This window comes from Rheinheimera baltica DSM 14885 (genome assembly GCF_000425345.1).
In the GTDB taxonomy this organism is placed as follows: Bacteria; Pseudomonadota; Gammaproteobacteria; order Enterobacterales; family Alteromonadaceae; genus Alishewanella; species Alishewanella baltica.
This window is the reverse complement of sequence record NZ_AUDG01000037.1, coordinates 21158-40612: the sequence shown is the minus strand read 5'-3', so window position 1 is coordinate 40612 and position 19455 is coordinate 21158. Positions and strand designations below refer to the sequence as shown.

The window sequence follows — 19455 nt, the reverse complement described above, 5'->3', positions numbered from 1 at the left end:
AACTCGGCGAATAGCTGCATCAGAATGCCTTTTTTAGACCACAAGTTAAAACGCCGGTAGATGGCGCTCCAATCTCCAAAAGTTTCTGGCACATCGCGCCATGGGCAACCGACCCGCATCCGGTACAAAATGCCTTCGAAAGTATTTCTGTGTTCCGGTTTGTCATAAATGCGGCCTGTTTTAAGCATCAATCTGATTAGCTTTGACCAGCACTCGTCTGTTAACATTGTCCTTGGCATGATGGGTTGTCATGGTTAGTTTTTGGCGAAAGTAATTGTACCAGCCCATCATGCTGTCTAATAATCCATCTCGAAAGATCAACAAGCCCTAGAGCAAGAGCAAATCGGCTTAGATGTATTAGTGCACGGTGAAGCTGAGCGCAACGACATGGTGGAATACTTTGGTGAGCTGCTGGAAGGCTATACATTTACTCAGTTTGGCTGGGTACAAAGCTATGGCTCACGCTGTGTAAAACCCCCGGTTATAATCGGCGATATCAGCAGGCCACAAGCTATGACCGTAAGCTGGACGCGCTATGCCCAATCTCTCACAGATAAACCGGTAAAAGGTATGCTTACTGGCCCAGTAACACTGCTGGGATGGTCATTCCCACGCGAGGATATTAGCCGCGCAGATATCGCCTTACAACTGAGTTTAGCACTGGCCGAAGAGGTAAAAGATCTGCAAGAGGCCGGCATCAATATTATTCAAATTGATGAACCCGCGTTTCGCGAGGGGTTACCGTTAAAACATAGTCAGTGGCAGCACTATCTCGACTGGGCTGTTGCAGCATTTAAACTAAGCTGCCGCGATATAAACAGCACCACACAAATACACACGCATATGTGCTATAGCGAATTTAACGACATCATTGCGTCAATTGCAGCAATGGATGCTGATGTTATAACCATTGAAACGTCGCGTTCCAATATGGAGTTGCTCAATGCGTTTGAGCACTTCGATTATCCTAATGAGATTGGTCCGGGCGTGTATGACATTCATTCGCCCAATGTCCCCAGCGTAAGTTGGATGAAGCAACTTATCTACAAAGCGGCTGAAAAAATCCCATTACAACGGTTATGGGTTAATCCGGATTGTGGCTTGAAAACGCGAGGCTGGAACGAAACACGCACGGCGCTGGCCAACATGGTGAAAGCCTGTAAGGAACTACGTACCGAGCTATTGTAAGCAATTAACATCGACAAAAAAGGCGCCACACGGCGCCTTTTTTAAATGCAAACATTCGAAATTAATATCGCGCTAAGAATTCTGCACGGGTACGTCCGTCATCTTTAAACGTGCCACCAAGTGCTGTTGTTTGTGTTTTAGAATTTACATCCATCACGCCACGTGATTTCACACAGTAATGCACGGCTTCCATCGTTACCGCCACATTGGGTGTTTGCAGTAAAGTTTGTAATGCCACCAGAATTTGTTGCGTCAAACGTTCCTGTACCTGAGGTCGCTTAGCGAAAAAACGAACAATACGGTTGATTTTGGATAAACCAATAATACGTTTTTCAGGAATGTAGGCTACTGTTGCACTGCCATCGATAGTGACAAAGTGATGCTCGCAGGTGCTGGTAAAGCTGATATCTTTCACTTTTACCATTTCCTTTACTTGCATCTTATTGTCTATAAGCGCAATTTTTGGAAAATTAGCATAATCTAAGCCGCCAAAAATCTCGTCAACATACATTTTTGCAATGCGATGCGGCGTTTCGCGTAGGCTGTCATCACTAAGGTCTAGCCCAAGTGTTGTGACAACTTCAGTCATCAGCGCGTTAATTTTGTCGTATTTTTGGTCACGAGACATACCGTTATCCAGCATCGGGGTTTCTAACCCTTGGGCTTCTAACGCACTGCGAACCAATATTGCTTCATCTGGTAACATAACTTTATCCAACCCGGCTTCAATCACCATAATACGTGTCGCCATTGCCGATAGTTTACGGGGATTGTCTTTTTTTTGCCATTTTTATGCAAAATACCTGCTCCGAAAGGTCAAAACTCAGAGCAGAGCTTGCGGCAGGATTATTGTACTAATGACAAAGCTTCAAGCAGTTCGCGCGGTTCAACTTCAGGCCCATTAAGGCTCTCGTCCCAGTTTGTACCAATTAAAACGCCATCATCGTACATTTCTTTAAGCCAACCGTCACAAAACACATTTAGCGGAATAGCTTCTGGCTTATAAACCGCCCACTCTTCTGAGCAGTGCGCTATCGCTGATGCTTCATCAGACCAAAACGGCATGACGTCAGTGTCCTCAAATTCAACGGACTCTACAACCAACAAATCTTCGCCGTCGGCCAACACATAAACCACACCGTGGGTTTTGGCTTCTTCTACGAAACGCTGAAAACTTGGATCTTGTGCAAACTGACTCATAATGATTTTCACCCCAGGTAAAGTATTAGTGCTATTAGACCAGAAAGCAGCGCTCAAAAGCGAGTTTTATCTTAATCTGCGCGTTGCCGCCTTTCCCTGTTCTGCGAAAATAACGTACAATTAACCGCACTAATTCAGGCAAAAATAAGCGTATTATTATGGCTCAATATATCTACTCGATGTATCGCGTTTCGAAGGTGGTTCCCCCTAAACGCACAATATTAAAAGACATTTCACTTTCGTTTTTCCCGGGTGCCAAAATTGGCGTGTTGGGTTTAAACGGTTCTGGTAAATCTACCTTACTACGTATTATGGCTGGTGTTGATACCGAATTTGAAGGTGAAGCCCGCCCGTTGGCAGGCACTAAAATTGGTTATTTGCCACAAGAACCGGTGTTAGATACCAGTAAAACCGTGCGTGAAATCGTTGAAGAAGCCGTCAGTGACGTAAAAGATGCTTTAGCGCGATTAGATCAAGTTTACGCCGCCTATGCCGAGGAAAACGCCGATTTTGATGCACTGGCCCGCGAACAAGGTGAGCTGGAGGCATTAATTCAGGCCAAAGAAGGTCATAACCTGGATAATACCTTAGAGCGCGCCGCAGATGCGCTGCGTCTGCCGCCCTGGGATGCCAAAATCGAGCATCTGTCAGGGGGTGAACGCCGCCGCGTAGCCATTTGTCGTTTACTGTTAGAACGTCCTGACATGCTACTGCTGGACGAACCGACTAACCACCTTGATGCTGAGTCTGTTGCTTGGTTAGAACGTTTCCTGCACGACTATCCGGGTACTGTTGTGGCCATTACCCACGACCGTTACTTCCTGGATAATGTTGCTGGTTGGATCCTCGAGTTAGACCGCGGTTATGGTATTCCCTGGGAAGGTAACTACTCCTCTTGGTTAGAGCAAAAAGATGCGCGTTTGCAGCAAGAAGAGAAAACTGAAAATGCCCGTCAACGCTCCATTAAACAAGAATTGGAATGGGTGCGCACGAATCCAAAAGGCCGCCATGCTAAAAGTAAAGCCCGGATGGCACGGTTTGAAGAACTGCAAAGCCAGGAGTTTCAAAAACGTAATGAAACTAACGAACTGTTTATTCCACCTGGCCCTCGCTTGGGAGACAAAGTGCTGGAAGTGACTAATCTGCGTAAGTCTTTTGGCGAACGCTTATTAATAGACAATTTAAGCTTTAGCATGCCCAAAGGTGCCATAGTTGGCATCATCGGCCCGAACGGCGCCGGTAAATCAACGCTATTTAAAATGATCAGCGGCACCGAACAAGCAGACTCAGGTGATATCAGTGTCGGTGACACCGTGCAACTGGCCAGTGTTGACCAATTCCGCGACAGTATGAACCCTAAAAATACCGTCTGGCAGGAGATTTCTAACGGTCAGGACATGCTACAAATTGGCAGTTTCCAAATTCCTAGTCGTGCTTATGTGGGTCGCTTTAATTTTAAAGGTAACGATCAACAAAAGTTTATCGGTGAATTATCCGGTGGTGAGCGAAATCGTGTGCATTTAGCGGCGTTATTAAAAGCTGGCGGTAATATGTTGCTGCTGGATGAACCTACCAATGACTTGGATGTTGAAACGCTGCGAGCGCTGGAAAATGCCCTGTTGGATTTCCCGGGCTGTGCCATGGTGATATCGCACGACCGTTGGTTCCTGGACCGCATTGCAACGCATATTCTTGATTACCGTGATGAAGGCAACGTTAACTTCTTTGAAGGCAACTATTCTGACTATGAAGCCTGGCTAAAAGCGACATATGGTGCCGATGCGTTAGAGCCGCATCGTATTAAATATAAAAAAATCTAACCCGCTACCGCCCGCAATTGCGGGCGGTTTTATTTTACTCACGATAAGAAGACGACATAATCTGATGATATCGCGGTGAGAGTGCAATTTTCTTGTGGGCAAACTTTATTGCGTTAATAAGTTCAGGCGAGGTTGCTAAACTTGCTGCCAGCCAGGTTTGCTGCTTAAGCTGTGGGATAGCATAAACGAATCGGACAGATGATTGTGGCAGATCCAGCTTTGCTACCATATCATTAAGCGCAACGGCATCATCAATAATAAGATCAACCTTACCGTTGCGTAATAATTGCCAAGATTCGCTAATGTCGGCAACCAACACCAGTTGCACGCCAAGTTCGAAACCCTGTTGAAGCAAAAAATTTGCCGAGAGATCGTCTCGTTGTACGGCTATGGTAAATGCCAGTGCCTCATCCAATGACGTGATAGTAATGTCTTGTCGATGACTGAGGCCAACAAAACCAAGTTGATATGCTGCAACTGTGCCTAACCAGTGAAATTGTTCTTCGCGCTCTGGCGTACGGGCCATATTGTAAATCAATACATTAGGTTGGCTACGTGCAATATTAAATGCCCTGGCCCAGGGGAACATCTCAATTGTCGCGCTAACCCCCGCTTCTGCTAAGATAGCAAGTACCAACTCCGTACTCAGCCCGCTAACTTCGCCTTGAACCAGGGTTTGGTGCGGTGGTGAATATTCAGTCACTACCCGAATTGGGGCAAGTGTTTGGGCCTGCACATAAAGACAGCAGCAACTAAAAACCATCAACAACGCTTTTAACATTCTAGCCTACATCATGCCTGCATAATCATTGAATCATAGCGCAAATCCCCTGCAGTGCCACACTTGAAATTTGCAAAATAATTTTCACTAACTTTTAGTCATTTTCACCAAAAATATAATATCAAGGTGAACCGCCCTACCAGAAAATCCTACACAAAAAAATAATAATCATTTAATTTCAAATACTTAAATTAATAAAAACAATTGGCACGCAGCTTGATATAGGTTCAGTGTTATTTAATCAAATGGTAATTAAGGATCACAAAATGAAAACATTAACTGCATTAACCTTGGCCACCGTGTTTGCTGTCAATTTAGCTTCACCAGCACAAGCGAGCAGCATTACAGAAGAACTGACTGAGGTAGTAACGAGTCAACTGGCTGAACTGGGGAAAAACATAAAACTACAAGCCAAGTTGGCGCTAGAGAACACGACGACAGAATTGCTATTTTCTGCCGGCGCGGTGTTAGCAGAACAAAGCGTGTCACAAACAGAAGCACCACTACAGGCAGACAAAAAAGATACAGATGACGAATAAGAGATATTCTATGCAGTACTCAGCATATCGCTTACGCAGTTACTGTTGCGTAAGCGATCTCTTATTACATCTTCTTATTACTGCTCAGACCATACGGCTAATTCATTACCACTTGGGTCAGAGAAATGGAACCGTTTTCCTCCCGGAAAAGAAAATACCGGTTTAATAATTTTGCCGCCTGATGCAACTATACGTTGTTCAGTCTTGATTAAATCTTTGCTGTATAACACTACCAGAGCCGCCCCGTTAGCTACAGACGATGTCTTATCTGAGCGGTAAAAGCCACCATCCACACCTGAATTAGCAAAAGCGATGTAGTCCGGGCCGTAATCTGCAAACACCCAGCCAAATACTTTGTTGTAAAACTGTTTAGTGGCGCTCAAATCAGCCGCAGGAAATTCTATATAGTTTATGTTTTCATGCCCTGTCATTATTTCATCTCCCCGCTGTAATCATTGTTACTTTAATGCAAGCGAATCGTTGGAACAAGCAGCAGAAGTAGAAAAGCCACGCGGGTTGGGGACGCGTGGCTTTTCTGGATGAAACCTGGTAAGCGTTATTTGCTAACGGACATTGCCGCAGTGTTTAATGCACGGCCCATCAGACTCAGCAATTTATTTAGCTTTCGTACAAATAATGCACGAGCAATTACATTACTGCGCCTCGCGGTCAAGTTCTGTTTAGTGGCGGCTGTATTTAACGTGCTCATATTTACCTCTGTGTTTGCGCTGTGGCTATATGCTGCGCATTATGCCTATTTTTCACACTGAGCACGAACGAGATAAATTACAACCAAAGCATTAACTTTTCTAATGCACTTTAAATATTAAATTAATTTTCAGTTCAAACTGCATTGGCGAAACAATATACGACCCGCCAACTAAAAATCATTATTATGCATTAATTATAAAGATTTATGCAGGATTATTAAGGTTAGTTAACGTAAAAGTGCTATGCCGTGCGATTTAACCCCGTTTAAAATCGGCACAATTATGGTTAGTTATTCTAATCTATAAACCACTGAACAAGCCATTATAGGCCGAGTCTATTGCGTCATAAATACAGGCAATAGCAATATCTCAATTGCCGAAGCTGTGATAACGTTTATCACCAATATTTGGTATCCGATTAAAGAAGGCTTACATGAAGTTTCAGTATCCGTTATCAGGCGACGCTGCGGGTATTGCTGCAATAAGCAATGTTGTCCTTGATATCAATCGCCAACCTGTATTGTGTTTACATGGCTGGCTAGATAATGCCGCCAGTTTTATACCGCTTGCTCATCAGATGGATGATGTACCACTGGTGGCTATTGATTTTCCGGGCCATGGTCACTCTAAGCATCGTGGAACCGATGCTTACTATTATTTTTTTGACTGGGTACAAGACGTGGTTACAATTTGCCGACAGCAAAACTGGCAGCAACTGACCATTATTGGCCACTCAATGGGCGGGATGGTCGCCACGGCATTGGCAGCAGCGTTTCCTGAGCTTGTAGCAAAAATCATTTTGATAGACAGTATAGGCTTTGTTACTGACGCCCCGGAGCAAAGTGCTAAGCAACTCAGAGAAGGCATAACATCACGCTTAAAACCAGCTTCCGGTAAACCCTATTATGCGTCATTCGTTGATGCGGCAGCAGCACGCCATCGACAGAGCGATTTTAACTTAAAAGAAGCGATGATATTAACTGAGCGCGGCGCTGTCGCGACAACAGAAGGTGTTACGTGGCGGGCAGACATGCGGCTACGCCAACGTTCAGTCTACCGCTTAACACCCGAGCAAGCACAAGCGCTAATGCTAGCGGTAAAGTGTCCTGTACTGGCAGTACTGGCAAAAGACGGCCCCTTTGCTTCCCAAGCGCCACTAGCCGAACACTTTACAAACTTGCAACTGGTATGGGCAACAGGTGGCCATCACTGCCATATGACACAACCCGCTGACGTCGCTAAGGCCATACAGCACTTTTTACGGGCATAAAAAAACCGCAGTGCGCTGCGGTTTTTTCAGTTAGCACTTTGTTAGCCTTGCAACACTGTAGCAACTGATTTAGCAAAGTAATCAATGTTGCTATGGTTCAAGCCTGCAATGCTTACACGGCTTGAATCAACCATATAAATGCTAAACTCACTGCGTAAGCGGGCAATTTGCGCTTTATCTATGCCCAAAAAGCTAAACATGCCATGCTGTCGTGTAATAAAACTAAAGTCCTGCTGTACGCCTTCACCGGCTAATTTGTCGATGATCAATTGGCGATAGTTGTTAATACGATCACGCATTTCTGCCAGCTCTTGATGCCATAACGCTGTTAGCTCAGTACTATCAAGAATATTCGCCACAACAATAGCACCATGCGCAGGTGGCATCGAATAAATACTGCGTACCACACTTAGCAAATTAACCCGGGTAATTTCCATCACCTTGCTGTCTGCCGACATAATTGACACAGCACCGATTCGCTCACGGTATAAACCGAAGTTTTTCGAGCAGGAACTGCACAACAACATCTCTTCGACGTTGTCAGCAAGATAACGTAAGCCTTTTGCGTCTTCATCCAGACCTGAACCAAAACCTTGGTATGCCATATCAACTAGCGGCGTAAATCCACGTTCATTAGCAATATCAGTAAAACGCTGCCACTGAGCAAAGGTCAAATCCATACCACTGGGGTTATGGCAACAGGCATGTACCAGTACCACATCACCCGCGGGCACAGTAGCTAAATCAGCAAACATCGCCTCTTCGTTCAGGCCTTTAGTTGCGTAGTCATAGTACGTATATTCCTTTACATTGAGACCCGCGGCTTTAAACATGGAAATATGATTCGCCCAGGTTGGGCTGGTTACCCAAATTGTTGCATTTGGGTTCGCTTTTTTAATAAACTCAGCGGCAACACGAAGTGCACCGGTACCGCCAGGGGTATGTGCGGTAGTAATGCGGTTGGCCAACAATGCTTTATGTCCAACACCAAATGCCAGTTTTTCAATATGGTTATTAAAACCTAAGTCACCCGCCATGCCGATGTACGTTTTACTGTCTTCATTTTTTAGCCGCAGCGCTTCAGCTTCTTTCACACATTTAAGCACTGCAGTGTGGCCCTGCTCGTCTTTATACACACCAACACCAAGGTCAACTTTGTTTGGGTTAGTATCTTCTTTGTACGCTGCCATCAAGCCTAGGATGGGATCGGTGGCCACCGGTTGTAACTGAGCAAACATAAGGTTCTACCTGAATTAAAGTTGCATGAAAAAAGACTGCGCTTAAGGCAAATAAGCCGGTATGGTTAAACATACCGCCACTAACAATGCCATAGCATCAGCAGTAAATACGTTTTTATTAAAATCTTCAGCGTCAACAATGCCACATATTTTGCCTGATTGGTCAAACAGAGGCAAACATGCTTCAGCCTGAACTTTTGGATCACAGGTATAATACTCGCCACCAGAGCCTAAGTACGCCGCCACGTCATTAATCACTTTAGCCTTACCGCTTAACCCAACCGTGCTGTTATTACTGATCTGAGCAAAGGTCGCATTTAGCGGAAATTCCGCCCGAGACGCCGCGCCGTAATAGGCTAACTTCACCAAAACATTATCACCGCTCATGTTTGCTCTGGCTTGATAAATGCCAAACCAGTCTAAGCCAGAATGTTGACGATAAAATGCAGTAATTAATGATAACTGTGTCAGCGCACGTTGATTAACATCAGTCTGTCCACCTAAAATTGCAGTAAGATCATAGGGTTCATCAGCAAGTTGACCAAACAGTGAACACGCCCCGCCCTCACCCAATTCCGGTACGCGGTATTGCCACTGCAGCTGAGGTAACTCGGCATTAGCAATATATTCGTTTAATGCACGTTGAAAATGCTCAACCTTGGCCGCGATATCACCAAATTGCTCAGCCAAGCCTGAACGTGCTACATAATCAGACGCTGAAAAAACATGTTGAGACATTATAGCCATCCAGATTTCTAAAAATTAGAGGCATTTTAGCAGAAGTGATTAAAAAACCAAGCAAGCAACGCAGATCTGAGAGAAATTATTGCCGCACAGCAAAGGGATGTTTAAGCTGGCACTATTGTTAAGTAATGAACATTAAAACTTTATGGCATCCAATAAAATTTCACTCGCTGACTGGCAAGAAAAAATGAACCCGCAAGGCAATAAAGCTGCGGTAAAAGATGACCCTAACCTTGTGTTTAGTACCCAAAGTGGCCGGGTAACCCCAAAGCCAGTAGTTCAACAAGTAGCAGAAGCCTTTGCCGATGGTGCAATACGTATTCGTCGTGAAACGAAAGGTCGCGGCGGAAAGGCTGTGCTAACCATAACGGGCATAGCCAGGACGCATGATGAATTAGTACTGCTAGCGGCAAAACTAAAAAAGAAATGTGCTTGTGGCGGCGCGGTAAAAGATGGCGTCATTGAAATTCAGGGCGACAAGCGCGAGCTGGTTGAGCAATTGTTGCAGGCAGAAGGCTTTAAAACTAAATGGGCCGGTGGCTGATCATTTAATTATGCTCAGCACCGACATCAGTGTTTCCGAACCAATTTGCTCACACTAACACGCCGTAAACCCATCCCTGGGGGCTCGTTTCAGCCCGTCCAGGGCTTCAACGGTTAGCTTAGAGCAAACTGGTTCTCACTGCGGCTAAAGTGATGGGCTGCTCACTTTACCGCTTCGCGATTATACGACTTGCCGAAAACCCCATTAAAGAAGCTGTCTTTTAGCCAGTAGGGCCGCTGCTCGGTATTGGCAATATCCAGCGCAATATTAAAATTAATATTAGTGAACACCGCCCCCGCATCGTAACGGATAGGGCCATACTCTTTGGTCAAACTAGCAATGTCATCCGATGGCTTGTGGTAATGCTTGGCAAAGAAGCTGCCCCATATTTTGCCACCGTCCTGGTTTGGGTCTTTCGACTTAAAACCTGTCATTAAAAATACTGCCGGTACGCCCTGCTTTACTAGGGTGTAGTGATCTGAACGGGTAAAAATGGCTTGCTCAGGCATAGGATCAGCACTTAGCGCGATACCTTCTTTTGCCGCAGCCTGCTCCACCACTTTGCCAAGCGATGAGTGGTTGGCGCCAAATGCTATCATGTCGGCAAACGGATACAGCAACACCGGCATATCTAAATTAACATTCCCTACCAGCGCTTCAATTGGCCGGGTGGGGTTATTAGCGAAGTAGTCTGCACCTAGTAAACCTTTTTCTTCGCCGGTTACCACCACAAACAAAATAGAACGCTTTGGTGCCTCTGGCAGCTGAGCAAATAACCGTGCAGTTTCAAGCAAAATAGCGACACCAGCAGCGTTATCCATCGCGCCATTGTTTATTTTGTCATCACTGCGTAAGTCATTACTTAAGCCAATATGATCAGAATGTGCGGTAACCACAACATACTCATTTTTTAATACCGGATCAGAGCCGGGCAACACAGCAATCACGTTTGGACTGGAAATTTCTTCATGGCTGCTGGTGCGCTGTAATGTCGCAGACACGGCTAAATCAAACCCCTTTGGATTTTGTTTGTTTTCCAACTGGGTAAAAATATCAGCCAGCGATAACGGCGCCTTGGCAAATAAAGCCGCTGCAGCATCAGGATGCACATAAGCACCTGCCTTTAAATTTGGGTAACTATCTGCAGGTGAACCATCAGCTTGAAGCCATTCCATGCCAGGGGCTGTTAAATACAATAAGCTGTTGGCGTAAGGCCGGCTTTTTTCCTGTTTAGGGGTGTGTATGGTAACAACACCCACTGCGCCTCGTTCAGCAGCCAGCCTGGTTTTTAAACTGTTAAGATGGGCCGCTTCTTCACTGGGCAAACTGTCCGGACGGCCAGTTAATATCACGACGATTTTCCCTTCAACATCTAAGCCAGCATAATCATCCAGACCAAACTCTGTGGATACCAAACCATAGCCAGCAAACACCATAGGTGCAGTCACATCGGTTTGTGTGTACTGCATGCTAGGGCCGGTAAAAAACGCTTTTGGATAAGCTAGCGCGGTACTTTTACCATCGACATGTAATACAAATTTTGCACTGTCCTGCGCCAAACGCGCCTTGCGCATAGGTACGCGCTGAAAATAACTGCCATGCTCTCCTGCAGGCTCTAAGCCCAATGCCTGCAGCTGGCTAGCGATATACAGAGAGGCAATCTCGTGCTCTTTACTGGCAGTCTCTCTCCCGGCAAGTGCGTCAGATGCCAAAAATTGCATATGCGCTTCAATGGCTTGAGCATTGGCAGTTGAGCCTGTTTCTGCAATATGTGGCGCATTGCCGGCACAGCCGGTAACAGCAGCAAAAGCCAATGCAGCAACTAAAAACCTGTGTTTCATCTTACTTCCTTAAAACAGCAGTGCCAGCAAAGGCTGGCACTGACAATGACACAATAGCGGCTCAATTAAGTAATAACTTAATTAATGCGCTGCTGATACTTCTGATGCAATTGTTTGTGACGGTTATTGAGATCCACTTCACGACCATCAATCCATAGATGTGTAACCTTATGGCCTAAATAGTCAAAAATATGACCGTCGGAAACGACCAAACTAGCCGCTTTTCCAACTTCAATACTGCCAATTTTATCGGCAACACCGGCAATTTGCGCGGCATTAATCGTAACAGAACGTAACGCCTGCTCTGGCGTTAAACCAAAACTAATCGCTTGCCCTGCTGCAAACACTAAATTACGTGTATCCCAAAAACCATCCAATGACAGTGCATACTGCACACCTGCATCTTGCAAAGTTTTGGGTACGATAAACGCCTGCTGGTAATTTTCGTCGCCACGGCTGGGTAAACCATAAGGCGCAGTATAAATCACTGAAACCATTGCCGCAGCTAATTCATCAGCCATACGCCAACTGTCCCGACCGCCAACAATGGTTAACTTAAGGCCGTACTCTTTAGCCAGCAATATCGCTTGACGTATTTGCCTTTCATCGTCGGCATGAACAAATAAGGGGCGTTTGGCGTCAAACACGGCCAGCATTTCATGCCAGCGTGAATCTAGTCCGGTGTTTAATCCTGCCTTTTCAGCGTCATAATAAGCTTTTGCATCTTTAAAATACTGCTGCAGCTTTTCCAACTGTTCAGCATTGGCTTTACGAACTTCATCAGCCGGTTTCGGATTCCAGCGCGAACCTAAGGTACTGGCGTTTGGCCAACGAATATGCAAGCCAGTACCCTCTGCAACTAACGCATCCTGATGGTTCCAAGCGTCTAATTGCATCAGGCTGGATTGTCCCATCAGCATACTGCCTGAAGGGTATACCATACTGTAGGCGAAGCCGTTACTGCGGATCGTTGGTATCACTTCAGAATCTGCGTTGTAAGCTAGCCTGGCTTTAATATCTGGATTCGTCTGCGTCACTTCAGTCGTGTCATCAGTCGCACGTACGGCTTCAATCTCAATAAGACCCAACTGATTCGCCAGCGCGATTAATCCCGGATACAGATGTTTGCCGTCCAGGGCCATTACAGTGGCCCCGTCTGGTGCAGTTAAATCTTTGCCCACAGCGGCAATTTTGCCATCAACAAGCAACACATCGTTATCCACCTTCACGCCGTTGGTTACGGTGTGTACAGTAAGGCCGGTTAACAGTATTGGGGCTTTTTGCACCTGGCCCGGTACCATGTCATGTGCCAAAACAGCGCTTGTAGTTAAACTGCTAGCTAAGGCGGCAAACACGTTTATACAGATTTTCGTTAATTTCATGCTGCTACTCCTTAGTGCTTATGGCCATTGGCGTGAATATGACTACCTATCTGCCACCAGTCACCCTGGTCCTCGCAATGCCACTCGGGTTCGTACGGTTTGAAACCTTCTTTATCACCCGCTTTAGCTGCGTCACCCGAGGTCAGTACTTTTTGTACCAGTGCGATTTTTTCCGCTTCCAGCTGCTGCTGCAGCTGCTTGTCTGTGTTGATATCAAAGTATTTGGTACCAGCAATCCAGGTTTGTTGGGCCTGACTATACACAGATAACGGATGCGTATTCCACAACACAAAATCAGCTTGCTTACCTTCTTTAATAGAGCCGGTAACGGTATCTATTTTCAACTGCATAGCAGGGTTAATCGTAACCATTTTTAGCGCTTCATGCTGATCCATACCGCAGTACATAACCGATTTAGCCGCTTCCTGATTCAAACGACGCTGCAAGCCTGCATCATCAGAGTTAATACTGACATTCACGCCCTGCTCTGCCATTAAACACGCATTGGTTGGAATAGCGTCCTGTACTTCAATCTTAAACCCCCACCAATCAGCAAACGTTGATGCACTTGCACCATGTGCTGCCATTTCTTTGCCGGTTTTGTAACCTTCCAGAATATGCGTAAAAGTGGTGATGTTAAAATCCATGTCATCTGCCAACTCAATCAGCATTAATATTTCAGAGGCAACATAAGAGTGAGTATGCACAAAACGTTGTTTATCCAGAATTTCCACCAACGCTTCTAAGCGATAATCTATGCGCGGTGCAGCAACTTGCTCGCGCTGACGCTTAGTCAATTTGTTATAGGCCGCCAGTTTGGCTTTGTATTCTTTGGCTGCAACAAAAGCATCACGAATTGTTGTTTCTACACCTATGCGGGTTTGCGGGTAGCGCTCAGTAAAAGCATCGCCCCAATTTGCCTGTTTAACGTTTTCACCCAATGCAAACTTAATGCTTGGTGGTGCCGCTTTCATTTTCAGGCCCTGTGCATTTTCGCCCCAGCGAAACTGAATAACCTGCGCCTGCCCACCAATGGGGTTGGCACTGCCGTGCAAGAGTTGCGCTGTGGTTACACCACCAGCTAAACCACGATACAGGTTAATGTCCTCTGGATTTAACACATCGCCAATGCGAACTTCTGACGTAACAGCATCGGTCCCTTCGTTGACGCCAGCTTCTATGGCAACGTGTGAGTGCTCATCAATCATACCTGGAGTCAGGTGCATACCGTTGGCATCAATCACGTCAAAGCCGCGTGGCGTAGTTAAGTTTTTACCGATCTTATCGAACTTACCATTACGCACAATAACGTCGGTGTTTTGCAGCACACCTTCTTTCTCAGCTGTCCACACCGTCGCATTTTTAATATGTACGTTTTGCTGTTTTGCTAACTCAGGAAGACCATAAGCACGATTTGGAAACGTTATCTTTGACAGCATATTAATATCAACGCTGTCATCGGCTTTGTCATCAGTTTCAACACTAACTGGCGGTTGGCGTTTCGCAGTCAACATTTCAGTACCTGACATTAACTGCCATTTACCTGTTAAATTGTTGTCCAACAGCTGGCCACTAAATTGGGCAATCTGCTTATCGCCCGTTAAGTCAGCAAGATTCAAATTAAACTGCAACAGCTGCTGCTGTGTCTTTACCTGTTCGAGTTTTACAATTTTGGCTTCTGCATCGCCAGCATCTACCTTGACACTGCCACTAAGCTTTTCTGCATCGCCGGTCAAACTAATTGTAAAAGGTTTACCCGCAACAGAGACTTGGTAATCACCAGCAAATTCAATCGGCGTTATCGGTTTAATGCTATGTTGTTTGCCGCGCACCCAAGTGGCAACAATTTCACCATCAGCAAATAAGTCACCACTGGCCAGCACTAAATCTGCCTGAAAACCAGGTGCAATTTTACCCAGCTTGTCTGACACCCCAGCAATAGAAGCGGGTACCGTGGTAAGCGCGGCTAACGCCGTATCCTCGGATAAACCGTGTTTTACCGCTTTACGTAAATTTGGCCAGAAATCTTTCTTGTCTTTTAACTTAAAGGTAGTTAATGCAAATGGGACACCCGCTTTTGCCAATGTTGCTGCGTTCGCTGGGGCACGCTCCCAATGCCGCAAATCTGCAAGATTTACATCAATCTGGTCTGATAGCTGCTCAACTTCTGGCGCTGCGGGGAAATTCAATGGCAGTATCAGCTTGCGCTGCATCGCTTTAACGTCATCAAGTCGCACATATTCATAACCCGATCCCACCATAGTGGCATTGGTCAGGTTAAACTCATTTAACAACAGATGTGCACGCAACATCGATCTGTCATCAGTGGTTTCAAAAATGGCACCTTGCTGATTAATGTTACTTAAGCCTTGCAGTGCAGCATTATACTCAATCGGCGCATTAAAGTAGCGCACATCTGTTTTTCCGTAAGCCTGGTTATACCAATTAGCGTCACTTAAAGTTTGACGAATCAGTGCAATACTGCCCATAAGAGAAGACGGATAACTTTGCTCTGACGTCCCTTTGCTAAACGCCATAAACTGCGGTCCCCTGGCGTTTAATACAACGTCGTTTGGCAAACCGTCCACTAATGCGCTGACAAAAGCCTGCCCACGAAAAATACCGTCAAATCGCGCTGATTGCGCAGCAGTAAAGCCTAACTGCCGCAGCGCTTCTGCTGCTTTCGCATCAGGTTTAAACTCGCTTATCCAGTCAAGCTCCGCATGGATAGCGGCATTGCTGGCATTGCCTCCTTTGCGGTCATTTTTGTAGACCGGCGCATCACGATAGCTACCACGAGCCGCCGGTTTTGCTGCCTCAATACCATATTGAGTATAGGGGTCAATAAAACCTGGATACACCATGTAGCGGCTAGCATCAATTTGTTGATAACCCGCTGGAACGGCAACGCTTGTGCCAACAGCACTGATACGGCCATTGGAAATTAAAACGGTGGCGTTTTGTAGTTTTTTGCCCGGTTCGGTGTAAACAGTAGCACCGGTCAGGGCAATTAAATTAGGCGTTTTATCAATGATACCTTGTAACGGAGAGGTCTGATCAGCTTGGCTGCTCGCGGCAAAAGCGATAAGCAACGCAGAACCAACCTTCGACAGGCGGCTTATGGTCATAACGTGTTCCTGAATTAAAAGTTAACTACTAATAACAAAGTTCAGCCGACTAAGCTCTTGCTCTGCCAATGGCATGCTGTAGTAATAGCCCTGAACCTGGTAGCAAGCATTTTTTCTTAAAAAATCGGCTTGTTCGACTGTTTCTACTCCTTCGGCCACAACACGAAGATTCATCTTCTGTGCCATAGCGATAATTGCCGCGACAATATCCATGTCATTGCGGTCTTCAGGAATATCTTTGACGAACGAGCGATCTATTTTCAGCTCATCTACCGGAAATCGCTTTAAATAACTAAGCGACGAATAGCCTGTACCAAAGTCGTCAATAGATAAAGACACTCCGAGGCGCTTTAACTGATTTAGTTGGTTAATAGCCGCATCGGTGTCTCCCATTAACATACTTTCGGTAATTTCGAAAATTAAGTACGCCGGATCGGCCCCTGTGCGTTTAATAATTCGCTCAACAATTTCTGGCAAATTGTCATCATTAAATTGGCGAACAGATAAGTTAATGGATAACGATACGGTGTAGCCACGGCTATGTTGGCGGGATAAAAAGCGGCACGCTTCCCAAATAATCCACTCACCAATTTGTACAATTAACCCTGTACTCTCCGCCACACCGATAAACCTCAACGGTGGCACAAGCGTATTGTCCGGCCGCAACCAACGCAGCAGGGTTTCATAACCTATGATAGTGTTATCGCGAATATCAATTTTTGGCTGGTAATAAAGTAAGAACTGGTGCTCACGAATCGCTTCACGCAATTGATTTTCAATGAGTAAGCGTTCATTTGCTGCTTCATTAAGATCAGGACTGAAAAAATGAAAGGTGTTTTTTCCACGGGCTTTAGCTTCGTACATCGCAAGGTCTGCGTGCTTTAACAGTAACTCTTCTTCTGAGGCATCTTCTGGCGCCACGGTAATACCAATACTGGCACTTATGGACACATCATGATTACCCAGTTTTACCGGTGCAGCGAATGCCTGTTGTAAATTTGCGGCTATCGTTGAGGCCTGAGCACGATCTTTAATGCCGCTTAATATTACCGCGAATTCATCACCGCCAAGACGGGCAATAGTATCTTCTTCACGTAATCGCGCCATCAAGCGTTTGGATATTTCTTTTAACAGCTCATCACCGGCATCATGGCCCAGTGTATCGTTTATGCGTTTAAACTCGTCTAAATCGAAATACAACAAGGCAAAGTTGTAGTACCCCCGGTGAGCCATCGCAATCGCTTTACGTAATTGATCTCTGAAGTAGCTTCGGTTAGCTAGCCCGGTAAGCACATCATAGTAGGCTAATTGCTCCATTTTCTTTTGGCTTTGCTTGATAAACGAAATGTCCTGCATTGCACAAACGTAATTGCTGATATCGCCTTTATCATCGCGAATAGGCGCAATAGCTAGCGACACCCAGAGCTGGCGTTGCTGGAACTGCAATAGCATGTCACCTCGCCAATGCTGACGCGCCAATACCGTTTGAGTTATCTCCTCACCAACATGATGCATTTCGGTGGCAAACAAACTATGTACAGGTTGCTGGTTCAGTTCATCTGCACTGGCGCCAATCATTTCCGTTAAAAACGGGTTAATGTATTCGATATTAAGGAATTGGTCGGTTAGTACGATACCCGAGCTGGAAAACGACACTGCTTTACTAAGTTTTCGCGCTGAACGTTCGGCCTGTTCTTTTTCTTCAATCCGCGCATTTAGGCCACTAACAAGCTCGGTAATTTCGGCAGACATGCGTCCAAAAGCGCGATTCAACAACCCGATTTCATCTTGCTTGTCATCAAGCATTACCTGCTGCAAATCCCCGCGAGACAACCGATTTATGGCTGCAGACAAGCGGTTTAATCGCTTAAGCAAAAAGTGATACACCACTAACTGCAAAAATAGTGCTACCAATATGGCGACAATAAAGAACGTCAGTAACAGCCGGGAACGTGACGCCGTTAATGAATCCAGTACTTTAGATTTTTCTGTATACACCGCGATATACCAATTTAGCCGTGTTAACGGCGCGGCATATATTAGCTGATCAGGTGTAATAGACGCAGCCCGACTCACTGCATTAGGCGTCGCCGCAACTTGAGTTGCGTAACGTTGCAACGCTTCATGCTCTGGTTTAACGCCACTGTAACGCGTATTCATTGCCGTATTTGCACTTAGTTGCTGCTCTGAAGCACCAAAAACAATGCCGTTTTCATCAAACAAAAAGGCACGGCTCTGAAACTGAGTGTCTGTGGGCGGCAATAATTCAATAATGTCATTTAGGCTGTAATCAAAACCCGTAACACCGATAAACTCATCGTTTATATACAATGGAATTATCAGGCTCGTCATCCACTTTTTCCAAATGCTGTCGTAATATACCGGGGTCCAGCGAGGCTGACGGGTAGGGTTTTGTTCAGGTAAGGCAACGCTGTAGAACAAATCGTTATTGAAATCATGTTCAACATTTACCTGCAAGGCCCAGTCACCTGGAGATATGCGGATAAACTGCTCTTTTGAAATAAAGTAAAAATTGAAGAAGTCTTGCAACACCAATGGCGACAATTGCTGCCATATCGGCGCTGTTCTGTCGAATAATGCGGCGGTGCGACGGTTATATTCATTGGCAGAAATAAACGCAGCGGAATAATCATCTTGTGAGCGGAAACTACCATCTGCCAGTGCTTTTTGAGTTTTGGCAGCAACAAGTGGTTGCGATGCCAGCTCGCGCATGACTATCTGGTTTACTGTTATCGCTTTTTGCTCTTTTTCTACAAAGTCTTGGTTCAGCTGTCTGGCATAACGCTGAGCATATTGCTCCGTGACCTGTTGCTGCTGCTGCAACGCAATGCTCTGTTGCATTACCAGTACGGTATATCCCACCGCAAAGCCGGCAATAATAATTGCGACAAAAACCACCAACGCAAATTTACGCCCCAGTGAATCCATTCCGCTTGGTTTAATAAAAGTAACGTCCTTCACTCACTCTGCCTGTATTTTTAAAGACTATTGATTATTGGCAAGATATTGCATTCTGTTAAGATATGACGAATCCATTATTGCATGTAAA

Annotated in this window: 15 protein-coding genes and 1 pseudogene; 5 read left to right on the top strand and 11 right to left on the bottom strand. The window is 45.5% G+C overall.

Annotated features, from left to right (window positions below):
* On the bottom strand, window positions 1-239 hold a 239-nt coding region (locus H595_RS0112825; protein WP_156885981.1), incomplete at its 3' end, for a transposase.
* 94 nt (window positions 240-333) lie between these two features.
* Here H595_RS0112825 and metE point away from each other — a divergent pair.
* Window positions 334-1188: pseudogene (gene metE, locus H595_RS0112820) on the top strand (5-methyltetrahydropteroyltriglutamate--homocysteine S-methyltransferase); the annotation flags it as partial.
* A 61-nt stretch (window positions 1189-1249) separates the two neighbouring features.
* Here metE and folE read toward each other — a convergent pair.
* Both folE and H595_RS0112810 read right to left on the bottom strand, forming a co-directional pair.
* On the bottom strand, window positions 1250-1939 hold the full coding sequence (gene folE, locus H595_RS0112815; protein WP_240474892.1) for a GTP cyclohydrolase I FolE: 690 nt from the start codon (window positions 1937-1939) through the stop codon (window positions 1250-1252).
* Between the two features lie 95 nt (window positions 1940-2034).
* Window positions 2035-2388 carry a DUF2750 domain-containing protein gene (locus tag H595_RS0112810; RefSeq protein ID WP_027671573.1) on the bottom strand — a complete coding sequence of 118 codons (354 nt, stop codon included), beginning with the start codon at window positions 2386-2388 and terminating at the stop codon, window positions 2035-2037.
* A gap of 158 nt (window positions 2389-2546) precedes the next feature.
* On the opposite strand from H595_RS0112810, the gene ettA reads away from it, so the two are divergent.
* Window positions 2547-4208: an energy-dependent translational throttle protein EttA gene (gene ettA / locus H595_RS0112805; protein ID WP_027671572.1), complete on the top strand. Its 1662-nt coding sequence runs from the start codon at window positions 2547-2549 to the stop codon at window positions 4206-4208.
* A gap of 34 nt (window positions 4209-4242) precedes the next feature.
* Here the strand turns inward: ettA and H595_RS0112800 are convergent, their stop codons facing one another.
* Window positions 4243-4944: a substrate-binding periplasmic protein gene (locus H595_RS0112800; protein WP_240474891.1), complete on the bottom strand. Its 702-nt coding sequence runs from the start codon at window positions 4942-4944 to the stop codon at window positions 4243-4245.
* 311 nt (window positions 4945-5255) lie between these two features.
* Between H595_RS0112800 and H595_RS0112795 the strand changes: the two genes are divergently transcribed.
* Window positions 5256-5528, top strand: a complete 273-nt coding sequence (locus tag H595_RS0112795; RefSeq protein ID WP_027671570.1) for a hypothetical protein — start codon at window positions 5256-5258, stop codon at window positions 5526-5528.
* Between the two features lie 77 nt (window positions 5529-5605).
* On the opposite strand, the gene H595_RS0112790 is transcribed toward H595_RS0112795, so the two are convergent.
* Complete coding sequence (locus tag H595_RS0112790; protein WP_027671569.1) at window positions 5606-5959, bottom strand: VOC family protein; 354 nt, start codon at window positions 5957-5959, stop codon at window positions 5606-5608.
* Between the two features lie 712 nt (window positions 5960-6671).
* Between H595_RS0112790 and H595_RS22290 the strand changes: the two genes are divergently transcribed.
* The gene (locus tag H595_RS22290) at window positions 6672-7508 is read left to right on the top strand and encodes an alpha/beta fold hydrolase (RefSeq protein ID WP_037054741.1); all 837 of its coding nucleotides are present in this window, start codon (window positions 6672-6674) and stop codon (window positions 7506-7508) included.
* A 41-nt stretch (window positions 7509-7549) separates the two neighbouring features.
* Here H595_RS22290 and H595_RS0112775 read toward each other — a convergent pair whose 3' ends face one another.
* The gene (locus H595_RS0112775) at window positions 7550-8746 is read right to left on the bottom strand and encodes an amino acid aminotransferase (RefSeq protein ID WP_027671567.1); all 1197 of its coding nucleotides are present in this window, start codon (window positions 8744-8746) and stop codon (window positions 7550-7552) included.
* Window positions 8747-8788: 42 nt separating this feature from the next.
* Window positions 8789-9484, bottom strand: coding sequence for a GAF domain-containing protein (locus H595_RS0112770; RefSeq protein WP_027671566.1), 696 nt, complete (start codon window positions 9482-9484; stop codon window positions 8789-8791).
* A 151-nt stretch (window positions 9485-9635) separates the two neighbouring features.
* On the opposite strand from H595_RS0112770, the gene H595_RS0112765 reads away from it, so the two are divergent.
* Entirely contained in the window at window positions 9636-10034 is a 399-nt protein-coding gene (locus H595_RS0112765; protein WP_084153589.1) for an SUI1 family translation initiation factor, read from the top strand.
* A 161-nt stretch (window positions 10035-10195) separates the two neighbouring features.
* Here H595_RS0112765 and H595_RS0112760 read toward each other — a convergent pair whose 3' ends face one another.
* The 4 genes from H595_RS0112760 to H595_RS0112745 all read right to left on the bottom strand — a co-directional run bounded on the left by H595_RS0112760 (window position 10196) and on the right by H595_RS0112745 (window position 19367).
* Window positions 10196-11875 (bottom strand): M28 family metallopeptidase, encoded by a 1680-nt coding sequence (locus H595_RS0112760; protein WP_027671564.1) that lies wholly within the window; start codon window positions 11873-11875, stop codon window positions 10196-10198.
* A gap of 77 nt (window positions 11876-11952) precedes the next feature.
* A complete protein-coding gene (locus H595_RS0112755; protein WP_027671563.1) occupies window positions 11953-13257 on the bottom strand; it encodes an amidohydrolase family protein in 1305 nt (434 codons plus the stop codon).
* An 11-nt stretch (window positions 13258-13268) separates the two neighbouring features.
* Window positions 13269-16385 (bottom strand): amidohydrolase family protein, encoded by a 3117-nt coding sequence (locus H595_RS0112750; RefSeq protein ID WP_027671562.1) that lies wholly within the window; start codon window positions 16383-16385, stop codon window positions 13269-13271.
* 21 nt (window positions 16386-16406) lie between these two features.
* The gene (locus tag H595_RS0112745; RefSeq protein ID WP_027671561.1) at window positions 16407-19367 is read right to left on the bottom strand and encodes an EAL domain-containing protein; all 2961 of its coding nucleotides are present in this window, start codon (window positions 19365-19367) and stop codon (window positions 16407-16409) included.
* Window positions 19368-19455: the final 88 nt, after the last annotated feature.

What these genes read in the sequence shown, in the direction of transcription:
- folE (WP_240474892.1), bottom strand. Translation starts at nt 1,939, where the DNA reads ATGGCGACACGTATTATGGTGATTGAAGCCGGGTTGGATAAAGTTATG.
- H595_RS0112810 (WP_027671573.1), bottom strand. Translation starts at nt 2,388, where the DNA reads ATGAGTCAGTTTGCACAAGATCCAAGTTTTCAGCGTTTCGTAGAAGAA.
- ettA (WP_027671572.1), top strand. Translation starts at nt 2,547, where the DNA reads ATGGCTCAATATATCTACTCGATGTATCGCGTTTCGAAGGTGGTTCCC.
- H595_RS0112795 (WP_027671570.1), top strand. Translation starts at nt 5,256, where the DNA reads ATGAAAACATTAACTGCATTAACCTTGGCCACCGTGTTTGCTGTCAAT.
- H595_RS0112790 (WP_027671569.1), bottom strand. Translation starts at nt 5,959, where the DNA reads ATGACAGGGCATGAAAACATAAACTATATAGAATTTCCTGCGGCTGAT.
- H595_RS22290 (WP_037054741.1), top strand. Translation starts at nt 6,672, where the DNA reads ATGAAGTTTCAGTATCCGTTATCAGGCGACGCTGCGGGTATTGCTGCA.
- H595_RS0112775 (WP_027671567.1), bottom strand. Translation starts at nt 8,746, where the DNA reads ATGTTTGCTCAGTTACAACCGGTGGCCACCGATCCCATCCTAGGCTTG.
- H595_RS0112770 (WP_027671566.1), bottom strand. Translation starts at nt 9,484, where the DNA reads ATGTCTCAACATGTTTTTTCAGCGTCTGATTATGTAGCACGTTCAGGC.
- H595_RS0112765 (WP_084153589.1), top strand. Translation starts at nt 9,636, where the DNA reads ATGGCATCCAATAAAATTTCACTCGCTGACTGGCAAGAAAAAATGAAC.
- H595_RS0112760 (WP_027671564.1), bottom strand. Translation starts at nt 11,875, where the DNA reads ATGAAACACAGGTTTTTAGTTGCTGCATTGGCTTTTGCTGCTGTTACC.
- H595_RS0112755 (WP_027671563.1), bottom strand. Translation starts at nt 13,257, where the DNA reads ATGAAATTAACGAAAATCTGTATAAACGTGTTTGCCGCCTTAGCTAGC.
- H595_RS0112750 (WP_027671562.1), bottom strand. Translation starts at nt 16,385, where the DNA reads ATGACCATAAGCCGCCTGTCGAAGGTTGGTTCTGCGTTGCTTATCGCT.